This is a genomic window from Dyella koreensis, assembly GCF_044904565.1.
In the GTDB taxonomy this organism is placed as follows: domain Bacteria; phylum Pseudomonadota; class Gammaproteobacteria; order Xanthomonadales; family Rhodanobacteraceae; genus Dyella_D; species Dyella_D koreensis.
This window is the reverse complement of record NZ_JADIKD010000008.1, coordinates 68902-90160: the sequence shown is the minus strand read 5'-3', so window position 1 is coordinate 90160 and position 21259 is coordinate 68902. Positions and strand designations below refer to the sequence as shown.

Sequence of the window (21259 nt, the reverse complement as noted above, 5' to 3'; positions counted from 1 at the left end):
GACATCAACCGCCCGACTTCACCCGGGCACGACTGCCGTCGATCAGCAGCATCTGGCCTTCGGTCACCACCTGCTCGCCTGCTTCCAGTCCCTTATCGATCACCGCGCGCCCAGCCGCCGTCGGGCCCGGCGTGATATAGCGTTGCTGCACCTTGCCGTCGTGGCCCAGCACAAACACAAAACTGCCCTTGGATGAGCTTTGCAGGGCTTCCACCGGCACGCTGATCGCGTTGGCGATACGCGCGGTGGGCAGGGTCACCTGCACGAACTGGCCCGGTGTGAGGCGCGCATCGGCGTTGTCGAAGCGGCCCTTCAGCACGATGGTGCCGGTGGTGGCATCCACGGCGTTGTCGATGAACTCCAGCGCGCCGCTCAGCGGCGTGCCCTTGTCGCCAGGAATGGCGGCGGTTACCGGCACATCGCCGCGCGCCTGCGCGGCGCGCACGGCGGCGAGGCTGTCCTCTGGAATATTGAAGGCCACGCGGATCGGATGGATCTGGTTGAGTACCAGCAGATCGGTGCTGTCGGCGGTGACCTGCGCGCCGGGCCATACCAGCGGCGAACCGGTGACGCCGTCGAACGGTGCCACGATGCGTGCATATTCCAGCTGGGTCTGGGCCAGCTCCTGCGCAGCGATATCGCTTTGCAGAACCGCTTTCGCTACACCGAGGTTGGCCTGATAAGTGTCGTAGTCGGCCTTGGAGACGAAGCCTTTGGCCAGCATGTCGCTATAGCGTTGCTGGTCCGCCTGCGCCTTGAGCAATTGCGCCTGGTCGCGCGCCACGGAGCCGCGTGCCTGATCCAGCTGAGCCTTGAGCAGGCGCGTATCGATCTGCACCAGGAGAGAGCCCTTCTTTACCTGTGCGCCGGGAGTAAACCCCAGCGACTCGAGCTGACCCGACACACGCGAGCGCAGAGTGACGGTGGACCAGGCCTCCGCACGCCCCACCAGTTTCAGACTGAGATCCACATCGCCGCGGGTCGCGTTGGCGACCTGCACTGGTACTTCGGCACTGGCCGACGACGCGGCCTTCGGCATCGATGCCGCATCGTGGCCGTTGCGGAATACCAGCATCGCCACCGCAAGCAGCGCCAACACCAGCACGATCAGAAGCAATTTCTTCCAGGACATGGGAACTCGTTTTCAGGCTGTTCGACCGGCAACGCCTACATGGCACGCACGGGGAGGTGCAAGGATGCCCGCGTTCCTTCACCAAGCGCTTAGGGACCCGTCCGCGCATCTCCGCGCAGGACAAATGACCGTACTATGCCGGGAGAATTCATGGCCATGGCAGGGACTGATGGCACTGGTCAGAACCAGACCATCCCCATTCCGGCTCAGATGGCTTCGTCGTCGGCAGGCTGATCGAGCGCCTGCAGATTCTCTTTAATGCGGTTCAGCACATCCATGGCCTGCTGCATCTCGGCCAGCTCGATGCCCTTGGTGGCATCCTTGCGCAGCCCCCGCCCGATCAGCTCCATGTCGGCGATCACGTCGCGGGCCTGCTCGGTGACATAGAGACGCCAGGCGCGTCGGTCGCGCGGGTCAGGCCGGCGCTCGACGAAGCCGGCGGACTGCAGGCGGTCGATCACCCGCCCCACCGCAATCGGCTCCATTTCCAGAAATTCGGCCAGCTCGGTTTGGCGCAGCCCTTCGCGGTGGTACAACACCTTGGTCGCGCGCCATTGCGCGCGGGTCAGGCCGAACTTCACGGCCCGCCGGTCGAAATGCTTGCGGAACAGCAAGGTCACGTCGTTGAGCAGATAGCCGAACGAGATGTCTTCTGTCTTGGTCATGACGTGTTGAACCCTCTAGCGCCCCATCGGCAAGCATACGGCGCAAGAAACCACGACACCACGCCATGCCTATCGAGATCATCACCGCCGACATTACCCGACTGGACGTGGACGCCGTTGTGAATGCGGCCAATCCGACCCTGCTGGGCGGTGGCGGGGTCGATGGCGCTATCCATCGCGCAGCCGGCCTGGCGTTGCTGGAGGCCTGCCGCCAGCTGCCGGAGAGCAGTCCCGGCATACGCTGCCCCGTAGGCGAGGCACGGATCACCGGGGGCTTTGCACTGCCGGCGCGATACATTATCCATACGGTAGGGCCGGTGTGGCACGGCGGCGATCGCGGCGAGCCCGCCTTGCTGGCGAGTTGCTATCGGCAAAGCCTGCAGCTCGCTGCAATGCATGGTTTGCGCAGTGTGGCCTTCCCGGCGATCAGTTGCGGTATTTACGGCTATCCGCCCGAACGTGCCGCAGCGGTGGCGCTGGCCGCGCTACGCGAAACCCTGCTGGAGCACGTCGATCTACAAGTGCAGCTGTGCTGTTTCGATATGCGCATGGCCGCCATCTGGCGGCAGGCATTCAATCCAGCTTGAACGGATAAAGCGGCGGCAGTACGGACGATGTCCGATCACCAGCGGACTCACGCCATTGGAAGCCATCGCGGAAGGCGGTAGCCAGACGCTCGCCCAGCGCAGGCTCCGCATCGCCGGCATAACACCTGCGTTGCAGCGCATCGATCGCTTCGCGCTGCGATGCCGGCGATAGCACTGCCGCCAGCGCGCCAAGATTCGCCAACCCCGGTTGTTCCGCACGCGCCCATGCCAGCAGGGTATGCGCCTGGGCGGCTGCATCATCGCTACGCGCCGCAAGCAGGAAAGCCGCACGCAGTTCGCGCGCCGTCGTCGGTACGACGGCGGTTTTCACCGCCACCTTCGAGGCGGGTTTGCGACGGCGCCAGGCAAGCCACCCAAGCACACTGAGCAGCCAGAGTCCGACGCTGCCCAAAGCTATCCATCGCCATGGCGTTCCGTGCTGCGCAGCAGGTGCGACAGCTGCCGGTTCGTCGGCGGGCTTTGCCGCTGCTGTGTTCGCCTGCGCCGAGGCCGCACCCACCGCGGGCAAGACGGTGTAGTGACGGGCCGGAATGCGCGCGACTTCAGGCTTGTCGGTCAGCACGTTCCACCAGGTCAAGGTGGTCTCGGGAATGATCAGCTCGCCAGGCCGGTTGGGTACGACAGCGAACGATTGCTGGCGTCGCCCGATCAACCAGGGACCACTGACGTGAGTGCCGGTTACTGGCTTGTCCGGATATACCGTGGCGCTGTCGAGCGCCGGCATGCTGAGCGCCGGCAAGGCTTCATAAGGCAGGCCAGTAGCCTGCAGATTCATGGTGAGGCTGATCGACTGACCCACGCGCACGTCCTTCTGCGCCGGGCCACCATCCAAGCTGAGCTGGAGCTCGCGCGCCGGCAGCCAGGTGGTTTTGCCCGCATTGTCAGGCACGGGACGCACGTCGATCGATACCGCGGGCGAGACGGCGGATACCGGCCGTGTGCTTCCGAAGAAGCTGTTGGGGTCGGCCATGTCGATCAGCTCGCCCTGGAATGACACGGGCGCGATCTCGATATGGCCAGCATGCTGCGGAATCAGCGCATAGCGCCGCTCGATCACGTTGAAACGGCGACCACCGCGCTCAGCCTGGTAATTCAGGTCGTCGCCCAGCTTGCTCAGTTCCACGCCGTTCGCCTGCGGCTCGTCCATGCCGCCATTGCTGAGGCTGGTGGCAAAGTAGAGACGCACCACATACGTCATCTGCTCGCCGACATAAGCGCGCTGCGGATCGACCGAAGCATCGACGAATACATCCTTGTTTCCGGCCGCGGCGGCCTGGTCATCCGGTGCCACGACTTCCAGTGGCAAGGGCGCTGTCGTACCGCCAGCGAAGTCCAGTGAGGGAATGGTCAGGTGGCCGATGTGCTTCGGGCGCAACGCAATGCCAAAGGTGAGTTCCGCACTACGCCTGCCATTGATGATGCTCAGACTGGTGTTGTTCGACGTGCCGAGCACGGCGAAGTCGTTGGACAGCGCGCTGAGATCCGGCGCACTAAAGGCACCGCCGCCAGCGACGCGTAGATTCAAGGTTACGGTTTCACCGAGTTCGACCTTGTTGCGATCCAGCGTCGCCTGCACTTCGGCAGCCGCGACCCAGCATGGCAGGCAGCACAGTAGAAGCAGCAGGTAACGGGCTACGCGGTGAGCAAGCACGATCAATCACCCTCTCCGGCGCTGGCGCCATGGCGCTGCCGGTATTCCAGTTCGAACTTGCGCCGCAGCAGCGCACCCGGGTCGTCGGGTACGCGCTGCAGGGCGCGGCGGACGTCGGCTGGCAACTTGGCTTGCGGATCGTCAGCGGCGACTTCACCCAGTTCGTGGTGGCCATCCTTCTTGTCCGCTGCCTTGTCCTGCGCCTGAAGCGCGCGATCCATCTGCTGCTGCAAGGCCTGTTTCGCCTGCTCGGTGCGCGCCTGTTGCTTTGCCTGCTCCTGCGCCGACATCGGCTTGGCTGCGCCGGATGACGAGGCACCCGCCGGCTGTGCTTCGTCCTTGCCCTTGCCGGAGGGATCATGTGACTGATCGGACGGCTGACCTTGCTGGCCGGACTCTCCCTGACCCTGCTCGCCGGAGGAGGGCTTTTGCCCCTGCTCGCCGTTCTTGGGTTGCGACGAGGACTGATCCTCGCCCTTGCCTGACTTGTCTTTGGCCGACTTGTCTTTGCCGCCCTGCTTGTTCTCTGGCGGCTGTGGCGGCTGCTTGCGCAGCCAGTCTTCCACCGCCTTGCGGTTAGCCTTGGCGTCTTCGTTCGCCGGGTTCAACTTCAGCGCGCGATCGTAAGCCGCTATGGCTTCCTGATAGTGGCCTTGCTTGGCCAACGCATTGCCGAGGTTATAGGTGGCATCTGCGCCCGGTGCGTCCTGCAGTGCCTGCGCAGCAGCACCGTAATCGCCAGCACGATAGGCAGCCGCACCCCGCAGTGCCGGATCGTGCGCCAGTTGTTGTGCCTGTTTCGCCTGCCCTTGTTGCAGCGCCCGCGCCGCCTGCTGATCCGGACGTTGCCACAGATCGCTCCAGCTACTGGCCTGTGCGGTACCTGGCCATACCGGCAACAGGATCAGCGGCAACAACAGCAGCCAACCGCGACGGAACGCCAGCGCGACGATGGGCAGCAGAGGCAGCAACAACCAAGGGCCACGATCCTGCCACTGGTCGCTGACCAGACCACTTGCCAGCGCGTCCTGACCCGCCGCACGCGTCGACGGACGCAACGCCTCAATGTCACGGTTATTGTCGCTCATTGGCACGAAGCGTCCGTCACCAGCCTCGGCCACGGCTTGCAGCGATGCGTCGTCACGCTGTGCCAGCACCACATCGCCATGTTCGTTGCGCAACAATCCACCGTCACCCATGGGTACCGGCCCGCCTTGCGCGGTACCGACGGCGAGTACGGACACGCTGACACCTTCGGCGCGTGCCTTGCGCGCTGCCGCTACGGCGGCGGCATCGGCGCTATCAGTCATCAGGACCACGGAACCGCCGCCTGCCTTCGCGTCGCGAATCAACGCGACGCTGCGTTGAATGGCCTGCGCCGCATCATTGCCGTCGGTGGGCATGGTGTCCGGCGAAAGGGCATCGAGCAGATCGTCGAGGCTGCTGGCGTCGGAGGTGAGCGGCGCGACCACGTAGGCCTCACCCGCATAAGCAATCAGGCCATTCAGCCCATCGCGATTGGCTGCCAGCAGATCGCGTGCCTTGTAGCGCGCGCGATCCAGACGCGACGGGGCGACATCCTTCGACAGCATGTGTTGTGACAACGAGATCGCGATGACCTGAGCCGCGCGATTCGCATACAACGGCGACGCAACCCGGCTCCAGGTCGGACCTGCCAACGCCAGCGCGCACAGCGTCCAACCCAGCGCGAGCAGCAGCGACGGCAGACGACGATGTCCGGCCCTTCCCTGCAGTAGATGCGGCAACAACTCGGGATCGACCAGTCGCGACAGTTCCCGTTGCGCCCGGCTACCGCGTGCGGCTATCGCCCACAGCACGGGAACGGCCAGCAATGCCAGCAGCCACCAGGGCCGCAGAAAATGAAACTGCTGCCAGAACTCGCTCATGCACTCACCGCCTGCGTGCGGCGACGCGCTTGGGGAAGCATGGCGAGCAGGAGACACAACGCACCCACCAGCAACGGCCAGCGGAACAATTCGTGCCGCGGCCGCAACTCCGGCCCCTGTTGCGGCATCGGCTCCAGCGCGTCGATGGCGCGATAGGCCGAGGCCAGCTCATTCGTATCGGTAGCGCGGAAGTAGCGGCCGCCGGTTTGCGTCGCCATGGTGCGCAGCATGCCTTCGTCCAGATCGGCGGACGGATTGACGGTGCGCGTGCCGAATAAGTCCGGTACGCGCATTTCCGTAGCGCCGATGCCGATGGTGTACACCCGGACACCGGCCGCCTTGGCTGCACGCGCCGCATCGAGCGGCGCAATGTTGCCTGCGTTGTTCACGCCATCGGTAAGCAGCACCAGCACGCGCGCCGGCTCCGGCAAGGCAGAAAGGCGTTTCACCGCTACCGCCACGGCATCACCGATGGCCGTCTCGGTACCGGCCAGGCCAACGGTCGCCCCCTGCAGTTGGGCACTTACCGCGGACAGGTCATAAGTAAGCGGCGTGACCAGGAAGGCGCGGCTGCCGAACAAAATGAGCCCCAGCTCATCACCCGCACGCCGCGTAATGAAATCGCCGGCGATCGCTTCGACCGCGCCAAAACGGCTGACCGGCTGGCCGGCGAGCTCCATATCATCTGTGCGCATACTGCCGGAGAGATCCACCGCAAGCATCATCGCGCGACCACTGCGTTGCTGCGCCTGCGGCGGCCCCACCCATTGCGGCCGCGCCGCCGCAACCACCAGGCATAACCAGGCGAGCACGAGTAGCCAGGTGCGTGAGCCGGTCGGCGTCTGCTCCGCCACGCTGGCGAGATGCAGGCCCGGATGCGGCAGGTGCAATGCCTGCTCCGGCGCTGCCGGACGCAGCCACCGGCGTAACAGCCACGGTAGCGGCAAAACCAAAGCGATCCAGGGCCAGGCGAACTCAGGCATGAGCGCGCTCTCCCCGCGGCTTCAATGCCAGCGAAAGCCAGCGGCGCACGGCATCGGCAACACCATCCATATCTGCGCCAACCGCAGGGCGGTACATGGCCGTTTCCAGCGTCATCAGCCGATCCAGCGTGGAAGCGTCGACGGGAACCCTCGCCAGGCAATCGCGCCAACGATCACCACGATGATGGATCGCCTGCGCATCGTAGGTGCGAGCCGCTCGCCGCAGCCATTGATGCAAGGCGGCAGCCAGCACTGCGGGTTGTTGGGCGTAGCGTTGCTCCAGAGCCTCGATATCCGCCAGCACTGCGTCGATGCGACGGCGCCAGCGTCGGCGACGCCAGCCCATCCACGCCATGACACACAAGGCAAGCACAGCCAGCGCAGCGATTGCCCACCATCCTGGCGCCAGCGGCCACCAGGATGGATCGGGTGGCAGATGGATATCGCGCAGCACCGGACCATTGGCCGGCGCGGAAACGGGAGCAGCAGGCATCATCATCGCTGCCCCGAAGCGCCGAGCAGACCGACCACCGCATCAAGCGGATCGACCACCGTATCGATGGTTCGCTGACGCAAGCCGAGTGCCTGTGCCAGCGCCGCAAGCCTTGCCTGACCAGCGCCAAGGGCCTGCTGAAATTCACGCCGCTGGCGCTCCGCCTGCAGCACCACTTCACGACGCACGCCATCATGTTCAAGCGGGTAGCGCCCCACTGGCGCCGTGGCTAGTTCGAGCACATCACCGACGATCAGCACGCCGATATCGGCGTGTCGGCGCAGATCGAGCAGGCGGCCGCGCGCAAGATCGTCGCAACTGAGGCCATCGCTAATCAGCAACACCCGGCCGGCGCTACGTACCAATCGGCCAGCGCGCAGCAACGCTTCCGACAATGATTCGCTGCGACCCTCAGCGCCCGCACTTCTATCTGCGAGAGCGCCGCAAAACGCCAGGGCTCCGCGCGTGCCGCCCTGAGGCCGCAATATATGAGTACGCTCGCCGAAAGCCACGGCGCCGATGCGTTCGCCTGCGCGTACCGCCAGCCAGGCAGCCATCGCCGCCGCGCGCGCCGCCTGCACCGATTTGAAACGAGAGCGGGTGCCGAAGCGCATGCTGGCGTGCGTGTCCAGCAGCACCAGCACGCGACCTTCGCGTTCTTCCTGGAATAACTTGGTATGCAGCTTGCCGCTGCGTGCGGTGAGTCGCCAGTCAAGCCGACGTACATCGTCGCCGGGTTGATAGGCGCGGGACTCCGCGTAATCCATGCCACGACCGTAGAGACGGCTGGACTGTTGTCCGGCTGACGCTACCCTGCTCTCGCGCGTGGGCAAGGCGACGCGCGCCACCCGGGCGCGCAGCGCCAGCAATTCGGACAAGGAAACGCTGACGCGCCCGTCGCCATCGCCACCTGATGACAATATGTGTGGTGACAGCACGGCATTCACGGCAGCGGCACGAGATCCAGGAGACGTGAGACCACCTGGTCGCTGCGCACACCTTCCGCTTCCGCTTCGTAGCTGAGCAAGACGCGATGGCGCAGCACATCGTGCGCGATCGCATGGACGTCTTCCGGCAATACGTAGTCGCGCCCGGCCAGCCAGGCATGCGCACGCGAACAGCGATCCAGCGCGATGGTGGCGCGCGGACTGGCGCCCCAGGCAATCCAGCGCTTCAGTTCCGGGCCATAGACGCCCGCATCGCGGCTGGCCAGTACGACTTGTGCCAGATACGACTCCAGCGCTGGCGCCATATGCACGGAAAGCACGGCTTCGCGCGCGGCAAACACGTCCGCCTGACTCAGCGTGGCACGCTCCGGCGGCTGCGGATGCAGGCTGCGGCGTGCCTGCTCACGCGCCAATTGCAGGATGGCGAGTTCGGACGAAGCATCCGGATAGCCGATAGTGACGTGCATGACGAAGCGGTCCAGCTGCGCCTCGGGCAGGGCGAACGTGCCCTCCTGCTCGATCGGATTCTGCGTCGCCATCACCATGAACAGTTCCGGCAGCCGCCAGGTGCTGCGGCCGATGGTGATCTGCCGCTCCGCCATCGCCTCCAGCAGCGCGGATTGCACCTTGGCCGGCGCGCGGTTGATTTCGTCAGCCAGCACGATGTTGTGGAATAGCGGACCGCGCTCGAACTCGAAACTGCCGGACTGCGGACGGAAGATATCGGTGCCGGTGAGATCGGCCGGCAGCAAGTCAGGGGTGAACTGCACGCGATGGAAATCCGCCTCGATGCAGGCGGCCAGCGCCTTTACCGCAGTGGTCTTGGCCAATCCCGGCGCACCTTCGACCAATAAATGCCCATCCGCCAGCAGCGCCACCAGCAGGCAATCGATCAGATGCGGCTGGCCAATGATGCTTCGCTGCAACTCGTCGCGCAGCTTGGTGAAGGCCTGTTGCAGGCGCGATGAGGAATGAGCCTGGGGCATGTCCATCAGGGAATCCGTTGTGTTTCGTGCGGCTACAGACCGCAGTTTCTCCCGGAAGTTTACCCTTTGCGACCGGATCCACCCGGCAACTGATGGCATAGACCAATGCCTCGCACAAACAAAAAGGGCGGCCTGGGCCGCCCTTTTCTTCCTGCTCTGCGCATTGATCAGCGCAGACTTTCGCTCAGGATGCGTGGAGTCACAAAGATCAGCAGCTCCGCCTTGTCGCTCTGGCGCGATGTCTTGCGGAACAGCATGCCAACACCGGGGATATCGCCCAGACCCGGCACCTTGGTGATCGCGTTCGCCTTAGTGATTTCGTAGATGCCACCGAGCACCACGGTCTGGCCGTTGTCCACCAACACCGAGGTATTGATCTCGCGCGTGTCGATCTGTGGCACCTTGCCATTCGGCGTATCGACGAACTGGGCCAGGGCGTCCTTCTTAACGTTGATAGCGAGATACACACGACCATCGGCGGTGATTGTCGGTGTCACCTTCAGTTCAAGCACAGCATCCTTGAACTGCACGGAAGCGGTCGGCGCGCCGCCGGTGGTGCCACCATTCTGATAAGTGACATAGCCAATCTGCTGGCCTTGGCGAATAACCGCCTCCTGCTGGTTCGCTGTGATCACACGGGGGCTGGAAACCACCTCGCCACGACCTTCGGTCTGTGCAGCCGACAGCTCCAGGTCGATCGCATAGTTCGCGCCAAGAATCGCCAGGCCGAAATTGCCACCCTGAGTTGCCGTAGGAAGATTCACATTAAGGCCACCGTTACCAAGCACACCCGGCGCGCCATTGCTACCAATGGGATCACCCAGCTTGCCGCCAGTCTGTAGCACCTGTCCGCTCGGGTTGGTGCGACGACCACTGACACCGAACTTTGCACCCAATTCACGAGTGAAAGTGTCCGTTGCCACCACGATGCGCGATTCGATCAACACCTGCTGCACCGGCTTATCAAGTACCGCGATCAGGTCGCGCAGTTCGCGGATCTTCTGAGGGTTATCGTTGATCAGAAGGGTGTTCGTACGCTCGTCGAACGAAACGCTGCCGCGCGCAGACAGGAAGCCATGCGAGCCGCTACCAGCCCCGCCACCGCCGCCGCCGCTTGCCATGCTGCCCTGAGTCAGCAATTTTGCGATGTCCTGAGCCTTGCCGTAACTGATCGGCACGTAGTCGGTAACCAGCTCCGCACTATCCTCTGCCTTGATGCGTGCGTCAGCCACGTTCTGCTCGTACTTCGCCAACTCTTCCTGTGGCGCGATCCAGATCACGTTGCCGTTGCGGCGCTTGTCCAGGCCCTTGGCGCGCAGCACCACATCCAGTGCCTGATCCCACGGCACATTGATGAGGCGCAGCGTGATGGCGCCACCCACGGTATCGGAGGCCACCAGGTTCTGGCCGGACATGTCGGCGATCAGCTGCAATACCGAGCGGACCGGGATGTCCTGGAAATTGAAGGTGACGCGATTACCGTTGTAGACCGGATCCTGGCCACGCAGCGGCTTGCCGTTGGGACCCACATTGGGATCCTTCTTCTTCTGCGCGACTTCGACCACATATTGGTCGGCAGTCTGGTAGGCAGATGTTTCGATGGTGCCCTTGGTGGCGATTTCCATGCGAGCGCCGCCGCGCGGACCGGCCTTGGTCACGATGGACTGCACCGGCGTGGCGAAGTCGAGTACGTCGAGACGCTGTGCCAGGTTCTGGGGCAGGTTCACGTGGTCGAGATTAACCACCACCTTGTCGCCTTCGCGCTTCATGTCGGCGTTGGCACCGGCGCTACTGAAGTTAATCAGTACACGCCCCTCACCGTTCGGACCGCGGCGAAAGTCGATGTTGGACACCGCCGGACCGCTCGCCGACGACGGCAACGCCTTCGACGGATCGATGGTGGAAGCCGTGGTCGTGGTCTGCGCCTCAGTACCGTTGTTGACGGTGAACACGAGGCTGTTGCCGTCGGTGCGAGTGCGGTAGGTGGAATCGCGCATCAACTCCACGATCACGCGGGTACGTCCACCGGCAGCTACCGCAGACACGCCCGAGGTCGAACCCTTGCCGATGTCGAGATGACGGGCGGCCGAGTTATCGGTATCGGCGAAATCGATCGCGATGCGCGGCGGGTTACCAGTGGTGAAGATCTTCGGCTCGGGCGCCGGCCCGTTGAAGTTCAGATGCAGCTCGATACGGCCACCAGGCAGCGTGTCGTAGCTGATGTCCTTCAGCGTGTTGGTAGCGGCGGCCACGATGCCGGACCACGCGACGCTGGCGATCAGCAATCCGGTGACCACTCGACGACTCGCTTGGCGCATGACACGGCCCCGAACAGGTTGGATAAGGTTGGTCATTGCATCAGCCCCTGTGATTCTTATTTCTCGCCAAGCGCGATGCTGGCTGAGCGTTCCATCCAGCCGCCGTTTCCGTTGGAAACCAGCTCGACCAATTCAATGTGGTCTTCGCTGATAGCGGTGACGTGACCGTAGTTCTGGCCCATGTATTCGCCGCGATGGACGCGATGGATCACGCCACCCGGATCTTTGATCAACACTTCCATCCCCCCGCCGCCCCCACGGTGCCGACCATCTTGAGGCTGTCCAGCGCGAACACCTCCAGCGGCTCCTTGGTGCGGTCTTGATCGGGACGCGGACCGGCATTGGCATTGCCGTTGTCTAGTTCGGCCGTACTCGGACTGAATGGATCGCGCTTGTCCTGATCGTTGTACAGGAACGTTTCGAAGGTCTTAATTACCGGCAGCGGCGGAATCGGCGCACCTTTCTTCTGCTTCTCCTGTGCCACCCAGTCGCGCACATCGGACATACCGCGAGTGCAACCACCGAGCACTAGAACCGCGCCAATCACCAGCGCGACGCGCGCTACCTGTGAAGGCCTGAGGGCTATCGACTTGCTCATTTCTGCCCCCCGTTCTTCGCACTTGCCGGCCTCGCGTTAGCCGCCTTGGCCTCGGCACTCTCATCATCTTCCAGATAGCGATAGGTCTTGACTGTGCCTTGCAACACCAGCTGACCGTTCTTGTCCTTGGGCGTCAACGAGACATCGTGCAGGGTCAAAATCACCACCCGCGGCAGCGAAGCCACACCACTGATGAAGGTGCCGAACTGGTGATAGGTACCCACCATGCGCAGCTGGATCGGCTTCTCAGCGTAGAAATCCTTCGGCACCTCGGCGCCCGGCTGGAACAGTTCGGTCTCGAGACCCGCCGACAGCGCGGTTTGCGAGATATCCACCAGCAGCTCCGGCATCTCGGTCTTGCTCGGCAGCTGGCGCAGCAACTGGCGCAGCATGTCCTGCATTTCGTCGAGCTGTTGCTGCAAGGCTTCGAGATTGACCGCCTTGGCCTGTTTCGTCGCGAATTCCTGCTTGAGCTGATCTTCCTTGTTGGCCAGCTGTGCCAGCGAATCCTGCTGATCGCTTACGACGAAGTACCAGCCCGCAAGTACCACGAGGCCAAAAAGCAGCGCAGTGAAGAACAATTTGATCGATTTCGGCCAACCGCCAACGTTATTGCGGTCGAGACTGCGCAGGTCATTGAGGAACTTCATGGCTTGGCTCCTCCGTTACCTGCCGTGCTCGCCGGCTTCGGCGCTTCCTTAGCCGCCGGTGTGGGCTTGGCCGGCGGTGCAGTGACGGCCTGTGCTGCGACCGTCAGGGCCTGACGTGCGGCGACCGATCCTGCGGCAGCAGGGGTTGCCGGCGCAGCTGCAGTACTGCCGCTTGCGGGCAGAATCGGAGTGTGACCAGCATCAGCGTTCTCGTCAGCCTTGGGCCGGCTGAGCGCGACATCCAGGCCGAAGGAGTACGGCATGCGCGAATCGCCATGGGTGTTTTCGGTCTTGCGCAGGTCGGCATGACCCATCCACGGCGACGACTCGATGTTGCGCATGTACTCGGCGACGCTGGCGTTGGATTGCGCCACGCCGTCGAGCGTCATCGATTCGCCACTCTGCTTGAGGCCGCTAAGGCGCGCGCTGGCCGGAATGGTCTTCACCAACTCGTCGAACAGATGGACCATCTGAGAGCGATTGGCCTGCAGCTGCTCGATGATCTGCTTGCGGGCCAACAGGCGTTCGCGCACCTTCTCGAGATCCTTGATCTTGGCGATGCGGTCGTCGAGTTGCTTGATCTCGCCCTGCAAGTAGGCGTTGCGCTCGTTCTGGTTGTCGATGCGCTGATCCATCCAGAACACCCACAGCAGCACAAACAATACGGCGGCGACGAACGCCGCGCCGAGCTGCATGAAGAACTCGCGCTCGCGCTGCTTGCGGCGTTCGTTACGCCAGGGAAGTAGGTTGATGCGTGCCATCAGTCGAAGCTCCTCATGGCGAGGCCGACCGCGATCATCAACGCGGGTGCGTCCTGGGCCAGCTGCTGCGCCTGCACCCGCGGCGAGAGCGACATGCGCGCCAACGGGTTGGCCACCACACAGGGCACGCCAAGCTGTTCCTCGAGCATCGGTCCGATGCCTTCGATGGAAGCGCAACCGCCAGCCAACACAACCTGGTCGACCTTGCTGTATTCGCTACCGGCGAAGAAAAACTGCAGCAGTCGGCTGATCTGCTGGATCAACGACTCCTTGAACGGCTCCAGCGCCTCGCTTTCGTAAGACTCGGGCAGACCGCCCTTGCGCTTGGCGCGGCCGGCTTCCTCATAAGAAAGACCGTAGCGGCGCATAATCTCGTCGGTGAGCTGCTTGCCGCCGAAAACCTGCTCGCGCGAATAGATGGTGCGCTGATTGCGCAGCACCGACAGCGTCGTCATGGTGGCACCGATGTCGACCACCGCCACCAGCGCGTCGCGGCCGACATTGAGCTGATCAGCCACCATCGCGAAGGCGTTTTCCATCGCGAACGCCTCAACATCGACGACCTTGGCAGAAAGCCCGCCCAGATCCAGCGCGGCAACACGCATGTCGACGTTCTCGGTGCGCGAGGCCGCGAGCAGCACGTTATTCATTTCAGGGTTGTCGCGTACCGGACCGAGTACCTCGAAATCGAGGCTCACTTCTTCGATCGGGTACGGGATGTACTGATTGGCCTCAACCTGGATCTGGCCTTCGAGGTCGTCGTCGGAGAGATCGCTCGACATCGGAATGATACGCGTGATCACCGCCGAACCAGCGACAGCCGCCGCCGCGTGCTTGAGCTTGGAGCCGGATCGCGCGAGCGCGCGTCGAATCGCCTCGCCCACCGCCTCGACCTCGACGATGTTCTTCTCGACCACGGCATTAGGGGGCAGTGGCTCCACCGCGTAGTGCTCCACGCGATAGCGGCCACCGGCCTGACTGAGCTGCAGCAACTTGACGGCGGTCGAGCTAATGTCGACCCCAACAAGCGGCGGCTTCTTGGGTGTAAAGAGCCCCACGGTTTTTCCCCCTTGCCCCTGTGCGCCTGCACCGTATGTGTGGCGAGTGCGCTACGGCATTAAATCCAAAAATTAACGTATTGGCAACGGCCTACGACAACTTTCTCGACTGATTGGCGTGACGGCTTGCACACTTAGGGGCATCGCCCCCGGTGGCCCGGTTCTTGCTCGCCGTTCTTCTAATGTGCCGGTCAGCACCCGTTCTGCAGATACTGCTACATCTATACTCTGTCGTGTTTTGACTCAGGTCTCGCAATATCCACACCATGCAAATTCTCAAGCGTCTGCTGCGCTGGGTGCTGATTCTCGCCTTTACCGGATTGCTGCTGGCCGTTGCCGCGGTCGGTGTGGCTTATTGGCTGGTTTCCCCCCGCATGCCTTCGGTCGCCGCACTGAAGGACTATCACATGCAGGTTCCGCTGCGCGTACTCAGCGCGGACGGAAAACTGATCGCAAGTTTCGGCGAAACCCGACGCATCCCGGTTGGCATTGCCGACGTACCCGAGCGGCTCAAGCACGCGGTGCTCTCCGCCGAGGATGCGGACTTCTATAGCCATCCGGGCGTGGACTGGCACGGCATCGCGCGCGCTGGCTGGCATGTGATCGTTTCGGGCGGCGACAAAGGCCCTGGCGGCTCGACCATTACCCAACAGGTTGCGAGAAACTTCTTCCTTAGCCCCGAGAAGTTGTATTCGCGCAAGCTGACCGAGATCTTCATCGCCCTGCGCATGGAGAACGAGCTGAGCAAGGATCAGATCCTCGAGCTCTATCTCAACAAGATGTTCCTGGGCCACCGCTCCTACGGCGTGGCGGCGGCGGCCTCGTATTACTACGGCAAGACGCTGGACCAGCTGAGCGTGGCCGAGTGCGCGCTGATCGCCTCCACCTTTCAGCTGCCGTCCGTGGTCAATCCGCTCAACAACCCCAAACGGGCGATTACGCGCCGTAACTGGGTGCTGGGCCAGATGCTGCAGAACCGCTACATCAGCAAGGTCGAGTACGACCAGGCTATTGCCGAACCCAACAATGCCTATCCGCATGAGCCGCCGATCGAGGTGGATGCGCCCTATCTGGCCGAAATGGTGCGCCTGCAGGCATTGGACCGCCTGGGCAACGATGCCCTGACCGAAGGCTATGTGATCAAGACCACGGTGCAGAGCACCCGCCAGCAGGCGGCCGTTGATGCATTGCGCGCCGGGCTGATCGACTACGACCGGCGCCACGGCTGGCGCGGCCCGGAGGATCATCAGGAGCTCGCCGACAACGCCGGCAACGAGGACTACGATCGCGTGCTGTCGAGCTATACCGACATCGCCGGCATGCATCCGGGCATTGTTACCGCGGTAACCGGCAACGAAGCATCGGTATACCTGTCCAGCCGCGAACAGACCAAGCTTGGCTTCAGTTCCGTGGAATGGGCACGCCCCTACATCAGCGAGACCCGCATTGGGGCTGCGCCGAAGAACGTCGGCGCCGTGCTCAAGCGCGGCGACGTCATCCGCCTGTCGCGCGACGAGAAGGGCGAGTGGCAGCTGACCCAGATCCCGAAAGTGCAAGGCGCGCTCGCCTCGGTCAATCCGGAAGATGGCTCGCTGCAGGCCCTGGTTGGCGGTTTCAATTTCCTGCGCAGCAAGTTCAACCGCGCCGTGATGGCGGCGCGCCAACCGGGCTCGAGCTTCAAGCCCTATATCTATTCGGCATCGTTCGAACGTGGCTTTACTCCGGCCTCGATCGTCAACGATGCGCCGCTGGCCCTGCCCGACCCATCACGTCCGGATGGGCTGTGGACGCCGTCCAATGACGACGACAAGTTCGACGGTCCGATTCGCCTTCGCGAAGCGCTGGTGAAGTCGAAGAACCTGGTCTCGGTGCGTCTGCTCGACGCCATCGGCGTGCGCTTCGCCCGCGACTACATCACCCGCTTTGGTTTCTCGCTCGATGCGCTGCCTAGCAACCTATCCATGGCGCTCGGCACGGCATCGGTGTCGCCGATGAGCATGGCGCGCGGTTATGCCGTGTTCGCCAACGGCGGCTACTTGGTCACGCCGTACTTCATCAGCGAAATCGATGACCGCGACGGCAAGCCGGTGTACCAGGCCAACCCCGCACGCGCCTGCCGCACCTGCCAGGAGCGCCTGCTCGACACGCGTCCGCCGGGCCCGCCGCCCACCACCAGCATGGCACCCACCAACTCGGTGGCAAGCGCCGGCACGGCTGGCGCACCGGCCACTGCGGCAAGCAGCGACATCGGTGGCGTTGTTCTCCCGGCTGACGCCCACGGCAACGGCGCTCACCCGCCGGTACTGGCGCCCCAGGTGATCGACGTACGCAACGACTATCTGGTCACCTCGCTGATGCAGGACGTGATCAAGCGCGGCACCGGCTCGGCCGCCATGGCCCTCGGCCGCGACGACCTCGCTGGCAAGACCGGCTCCACCAACGAGCATCGCGACGCCTGGTTCGTCGGCTTCAACGGCGACCTGTCCACTGCGGTATGGGTCGGCTTCGACGACTTCAGCTCGCTGGGTCGGGGCGAATTCGGCGCCAAGGCCGCCCTGCCGATCTGGATGGGCTATATGGGCGCCGCGCTCAAAGATGTGCCCTCCGCCACCTTGTCGATGCCGCCCGGTATCAGTACGGTGCAGATCAACCGGGCCAGCGGCCTGCCCTCAGGCGCCGGCGATCCCAACAGCATGCCCGAGATGTTCAAAGTAGAAGACGTGGACCGCCTGCGCCAGCAGGCCAGCCAGCAGCAGGAGGACTCTGACCAGCAACACGCCTACGACATCTTTTGACGGCGACGGCCGGCAGTGACGCTGCCGGCTCGACGCAAGGCCGCACAGCGGCCGCACCTCCCATACAGACGTCCGCAATATTGACCGAGGAGGGACTACGACCATGGCGCGAGGCGAACACCATCGCATCCACGCACAGGACCGCGTTCAGCGCAATCGCTTGCGTATCGCCCAGGAAGCGGCGCGACTGATGAGCGAACACGGTATCCGTGACTTCCACCACGCCAAACTCAAGGCCGCTGAGCGGCTCGGCATCCTCGACGCGCAAGCCCTGCCCCGCAACAACGAGATCGAGGACGCGCTGCGCGAGCATCAGCGTATCTTTCACGCGGAGAGCCAACCCCAATTGCTGCAGGAGCGGCGTGAGGCCGCCGTTGAAGCCATGCGTTTCCTGCATGCATACGAACCACGCCTGGTAGGAGCCGTGCTCGACGGTACTGCGGATAGCCATTCGGCAATCTGCCTGCACGTATTCAGCGACGATCCCGAAGCCGTCACTCTGTTCCTGCGCGAGCATGGCGTGCCGGTCGAAACGCAAACCCGTCGGCTGCGCACCAGCCGCGATGAGCAGGTCGAATATCCGGTGCTGCTGTTCGCCGCCGACCAGCTCCCCTTCGACATTACCGTGCTACCGCGCGATGCCCTTCGCCAACCTCCATTGGATCGCATTGATGAGAAACCGATGCGGCGCGCATCGCTGGCAACCGTGGAGACGTTGCTCGCCGAAGGCGAAGACGGGGACGACTTCGAACGCAAACTGGCCGCCGCACTACGCTGATTGGCATCCCGCAAAGCCCAACAACAAAAAAGCCCGGCCAAGGCCGGGCTTTTTTGTTGTATCGATGCGTGTGGCTTAGCGCTTGCTCGCCGGCACGTAGTCGCGCACGTCTGCACCGGTGTAGATCTGGCGCGGACGGCCGATGCGCGAACCGGGGGTTTCATGCTGTTCGATCCAGTGCGCGATCCAACCGGCGGTACGGGCAATGGCGAACATCACGGTGAACATCTCGGTCGGAATGCCCAGCGCCTTGTAGATGATGCCGGAGTAGAAGTCGACGTTCGGATACAGCTTGCGCTCGACGAAGTAATCGTCCTTCAGCGCAGCCTCTTCCAGCTTCATGGCGACGTCGAGCAGCGGGTCGTTGACGCCCAGCTCGGCGAGCACTTTGTGACACATTTCGCGGATGATCTTTGCGCGCGGATCGAAGTTCTTGTAGACGCGATGGCCGAAGCCCATCAGGCGGAAATTGTCGTTCTTATCCTTCGCGCGCAGGACAGCGGTTTCCACCTTGTCCGGCGTGCCGATCTCTTCCAGCATTTTCAGCACAGCTTCGTTGGCGCCGCCATGTGCCGGGCCCCACAACGCGGTGATACCCGCGGCAATCGAGGCGTACGGATTGGCACCAGTGGAACCGACCAGACGCACCGTCGAGGTCGAAGCGTTCTGCTCGTGATCAGCGTGCAGGATGAACAGCAGATCCAGCGCCTTGGCGGCGACCGGACTCATTTCGAGCGGCTCGCTCGGCACCTCGAACATCATGTGCAGGAAGCGGTCGACGTACTCGAGGTTGTTGCGCGGATAACGCATCGGCCAGCCGATCGAATAGCGATAGCAGGCTGCAGCGATGGTGGGCATCTTGGCGATCAGGCGCACTGCCGCGAGCTTGCGATCCTCGGCGTTATCCACGTCCAGGTCGTCGTGATAGAACGCCGACAGCGAAGCCACCGAAGCGGCCAGCATGGCCATCGGATGGGCATCGTGATGGAAACCCTTGAAGAAGTCCTTCTGCGACTCGTGCATCATCGTGTGATGCGTGATCTGGTGTTCGAAGTTGTCGAACTGCGCCTTGTTCGGCAGCTCGCCATTGAGCAGCAGGTAAGCCACTTCGAGGAAGCTCGACTTCTCGGCCAACTGCTCGATGGGGTAGCCGCGATACAGCAACACGCCCTGGTCGCCGTCGATATAGGTGATGGCACTCTTGGTGCTGGCGGTGCTGCCGTAGCCCGGGTCGTAAGTGAAGTGGCCGGTGTCCTTGTACAGCGTGCCGATGTCGATGCAGGCCGGGCCGAGCGTACCGCTCAGCAGGGGCAGCTCGCTGCTGCGATTGGTCGACTCATCCACCAGCTTGACGATCTTGGTATCGGACACGGAAACCTCCTTCACGAATGTCACCACCGGGGCACCTGGCGGCGCCGGCCGGCGAGGGAATGTAGAGACATCGCGCCTGGGGGATGGCGGCGATGCAACGCCGACCATTATCGCACATCGATCCGGCGAACATCCCCTAGCGCATGGTCGGATGGCGAACACGAAAAAACATGGGGCGAGCTCACGCTCGCCCCATGTCCGTATGACAGAACGCCGGACCGTCAGGCCTGGCGAACGCGTCTAGCGCGAATTACTTCTGCGCGTAGCGACGACGGAACTTGTCGACGCGGCCGCCCACGTCCAGCGTCTTCTGCTTGCCGGTGTAGAACGGGTGCGAATGGCTCGAGATATCCACCTTGATCAGCGGGTACTCGTTGCCGTCTTCCCACTTGACGGTTTCCTTGGTGGCAATCGTCGAACGCGTAAGGAACGCGAAGTCGGACGACAGGTCCTGGAACACCACCGGGCGGTAATTCGGATGGGTATCGGGCTTCATGACGGACTCAAAGCGGTGGGTGAAAAGAGCGGCATTGTAACGACGACTGGCCTGCATTGGCAAGTCGGTCAGGGACTTGTCGATACCGCGGGCCTCAAGCAGCGCCCAGCGCCCGTCTCACCATGGCTGCGAACCGCGCCTGGTCCACCTCCAGCACAATCCGGGCATTGGCCCGATGTCCCAGGCGCCCCGCCCAGTCAACTATTGTGGCGCCCCGGGTCAGGCGTCCATCCAGCTCCACGGCCGCATGCCGTTCTTCGCTGCGGGTAACGATAGAGGGATCGATCGCCACCGCCATGGCCAGCGCGTCCGCCGCGATGATGCCGCGCCGCTTGCTCTTCGCATTGAACGAACGCGCCGTGCGAAACACCTGCCCGAAGAACGCCGCACGATGATCACCGGCCGCGAGCCAGCCGTCGAACTCGGTTTCGTCCAAGGCATGACGGAGCGTCGCTTCCCAATCGACCAGATCGAAATGCGGGAAGGCCTCGAACACAACATGCGCCGCCTCGGGATCGAAGCCGATATTGAATTCGGCAGGTATCTTGCCGGTATTGCCATGACCGGTCACCGCACCGCCCATCACCACCAAACGCTTTACGCGTTGCGGCAGACTGGGATCAAGCCGTAGGGCCAGCGCGACATTGGTGAGTGGCGCCAACGCGACCAGGGTCAATTCACCGGGACGCTCGCGGGTCAGGCGCAACAACGCCAGGGCGGCCTGCTCGTCAGACGCGGTGACCTTGGGCTCGGGAAAACCAACGTCACCGAAGCCGTCCATGCCGTGCACGAATGCCGCATCTTCCTCCGGCGCGCGCACCAGCGGTGTCGGACAACCGCCGAACACCGGCGCCGCCCCGCCCACCAGGTCCATCAACGTACGGGCGTTGCGCACGGTGTGCTCCAGTCCTACGTTGCCGGCCGCAATGCTGAGACCAGCAATATCGGCATGCGCATGCGCCATGAGAATAGCCAGCGCGTCGTCCACGCCCGGATCGGTATCGATGAGGAGTTGCGGCTTGGTCATGAAGGCTCCTTGGGTGAGCCATGTAGCTTATTGGG

At 63.4% G+C, this 21259-nt stretch carries 18 protein-coding genes and 1 pseudogene; 3 read left to right on the top strand and 16 right to left on the bottom strand.

The features are described from left to right. Positions 1 to 4: 4 nt before the first annotated feature. Together ISS97_RS06165 and ISS97_RS06160 are read right to left on the bottom strand one after the other, a co-directional pair. Positions 5 to 1132 (bottom strand): efflux RND transporter periplasmic adaptor subunit, encoded by a 1128-nt coding sequence (locus tag ISS97_RS06165; RefSeq protein WP_379987132.1) that lies wholly within the window; start codon positions 1130 to 1132, stop codon positions 5 to 7. A gap of 206 nt (positions 1133 to 1338) precedes the next feature. After that, positions 1339 to 1797 carry a MarR family winged helix-turn-helix transcriptional regulator gene (locus ISS97_RS06160; protein ID WP_379987133.1) on the bottom strand — a complete coding sequence of 153 codons (459 nt, stop codon included), beginning with the start codon at positions 1795 to 1797 and terminating at the stop codon, positions 1339 to 1341. A 65-nt stretch (positions 1798 to 1862) separates the two neighbouring features. On the opposite strand from ISS97_RS06160, the gene ISS97_RS06155 reads away from it, so the two are divergent. Then, on the top strand, positions 1863 to 2384 hold the full coding sequence (locus ISS97_RS06155) for an O-acetyl-ADP-ribose deacetylase (RefSeq protein ID WP_379987134.1): 522 nt from the start codon (positions 1863 to 1865) through the stop codon (positions 2382 to 2384). On the opposite strand, the gene ISS97_RS06150 is transcribed toward ISS97_RS06155, so the two are convergent. The 11 genes and pseudogenes from ISS97_RS06150 to ISS97_RS06100 all read right to left on the bottom strand — a co-directional run bounded on the left by ISS97_RS06150 (position 2371) and on the right by ISS97_RS06100 (position 14757). Further along, positions 2371 to 4056 carry a BatD family protein gene (locus ISS97_RS06150; protein WP_379987226.1) on the bottom strand — a complete coding sequence of 562 codons (1686 nt, stop codon included), beginning with the start codon at positions 4054 to 4056 and terminating at the stop codon, positions 2371 to 2373. The two genes, ISS97_RS06155 and ISS97_RS06150, sit on opposite strands and share 14 nt — an antisense overlap. 2 nt (positions 4057 to 4058) lie before the next feature. Further along, the gene (locus ISS97_RS06145; RefSeq protein WP_379987135.1) at positions 4059 to 5963 is read right to left on the bottom strand and encodes a VWA domain-containing protein; all 1905 of its coding nucleotides are present in this window, start codon (positions 5961 to 5963) and stop codon (positions 4059 to 4061) included. Next, positions 5960 to 6946: a VWA domain-containing protein gene (locus ISS97_RS06140; RefSeq protein ID WP_379987136.1), complete on the bottom strand. Its 987-nt coding sequence runs from the start codon at positions 6944 to 6946 to the stop codon at positions 5960 to 5962. The genes ISS97_RS06145 and ISS97_RS06140 overlap by 4 nt, the downstream gene beginning before the upstream one ends. After that, positions 6939 to 7439 (bottom strand): DUF4381 domain-containing protein, encoded by a 501-nt coding sequence (locus ISS97_RS06135; RefSeq protein ID WP_379987137.1) that lies wholly within the window; start codon positions 7437 to 7439, stop codon positions 6939 to 6941. The genes ISS97_RS06140 and ISS97_RS06135 overlap by 8 nt, the downstream gene beginning before the upstream one ends. Before the next feature lie 2 nt (positions 7440 to 7441). Further along, positions 7442 to 8386: a DUF58 domain-containing protein gene (locus ISS97_RS06130; RefSeq protein WP_379987138.1), complete on the bottom strand. Its 945-nt coding sequence runs from the start codon at positions 8384 to 8386 to the stop codon at positions 7442 to 7444. After that, positions 8383 to 9378 (bottom strand): AAA family ATPase, encoded by a 996-nt coding sequence (locus ISS97_RS06125; RefSeq protein WP_379987139.1) that lies wholly within the window; start codon positions 9376 to 9378, stop codon positions 8383 to 8385. The genes ISS97_RS06130 and ISS97_RS06125 overlap by 4 nt, the downstream gene beginning before the upstream one ends. A 161-nt stretch (positions 9379 to 9539) precedes the next feature. Beyond that, positions 9540 to 11690: a type IV pilus secretin PilQ gene (gene pilQ / locus ISS97_RS06120; RefSeq protein WP_379987140.1), complete on the bottom strand. Its 2151-nt coding sequence runs from the start codon at positions 11688 to 11690 to the stop codon at positions 9540 to 9542. Positions 11691 to 11746: 56 nt separating this feature from the next. Further along, a pseudogene (locus ISS97_RS06115) lies at positions 11747 to 12288 on the bottom strand (pilus assembly protein PilP). After that, positions 12285 to 12938 carry a type IV pilus inner membrane component PilO gene (gene pilO, locus ISS97_RS06110; RefSeq protein WP_379987141.1) on the bottom strand — a complete coding sequence of 218 codons (654 nt, stop codon included), beginning with the start codon at positions 12936 to 12938 and terminating at the stop codon, positions 12285 to 12287. The pseudogene ISS97_RS06115 and the gene pilO overlap by 4 nt, the downstream one beginning before the upstream one ends. Next, complete coding sequence (locus tag ISS97_RS06105; protein WP_379987142.1) at positions 12935 to 13699, bottom strand: PilN domain-containing protein; 765 nt, start codon at positions 13697 to 13699, stop codon at positions 12935 to 12937. Before ISS97_RS06105 ends, pilO begins: the two co-directional genes overlap by 4 nt. Continuing rightward, a complete protein-coding gene (locus ISS97_RS06100) occupies positions 13699 to 14757 on the bottom strand; it encodes a pilus assembly protein PilM (protein ID WP_090449204.1) in 1059 nt (352 codons plus the stop codon). The genes ISS97_RS06105 and ISS97_RS06100 overlap by 1 nt, the downstream gene beginning before the upstream one ends. 266 nt (positions 14758 to 15023) lie before the next feature. On the opposite strand from ISS97_RS06100, the gene ISS97_RS06095 reads away from it, so the two are divergent. Beyond that, positions 15024 to 17552 carry a penicillin-binding protein 1A gene (locus tag ISS97_RS06095; RefSeq protein WP_379987143.1) on the top strand — a complete coding sequence of 843 codons (2529 nt, stop codon included), beginning with the start codon at positions 15024 to 15026 and terminating at the stop codon, positions 17550 to 17552. A 103-nt stretch (positions 17553 to 17655) separates the two neighbouring features. Beyond that, positions 17656 to 18330 carry a hypothetical protein gene (locus ISS97_RS06090; protein WP_379987144.1) on the top strand — a complete coding sequence of 225 codons (675 nt, stop codon included), beginning with the start codon at positions 17656 to 17658 and terminating at the stop codon, positions 18328 to 18330. Positions 18331 to 18405: 75 nt separating this feature from the next. Here ISS97_RS06090 and ISS97_RS06085 read toward each other — a convergent pair whose 3' ends face one another. The 3 genes from ISS97_RS06085 to ISS97_RS06075 form a co-directional block, all read right to left on the bottom strand. Beyond that, positions 18406 to 19701, bottom strand: coding sequence for a citrate synthase (locus ISS97_RS06085; protein WP_379987145.1), 1296 nt, complete (start codon positions 19699 to 19701; stop codon positions 18406 to 18408). A 250-nt stretch (positions 19702 to 19951) separates the two neighbouring features. Next, entirely contained in the window at positions 19952 to 20197 is a 246-nt protein-coding gene (locus tag ISS97_RS06080) for a type B 50S ribosomal protein L31 (RefSeq protein ID WP_379987146.1), read from the bottom strand. Positions 20198 to 20291: 94 nt separating this feature from the next. Next, positions 20292 to 21224 (bottom strand): nucleoside hydrolase, encoded by a 933-nt coding sequence (locus ISS97_RS06075; RefSeq protein WP_379987147.1) that lies wholly within the window; start codon positions 21222 to 21224, stop codon positions 20292 to 20294. Positions 21225 to 21259 lie beyond the last annotated feature (35 nt).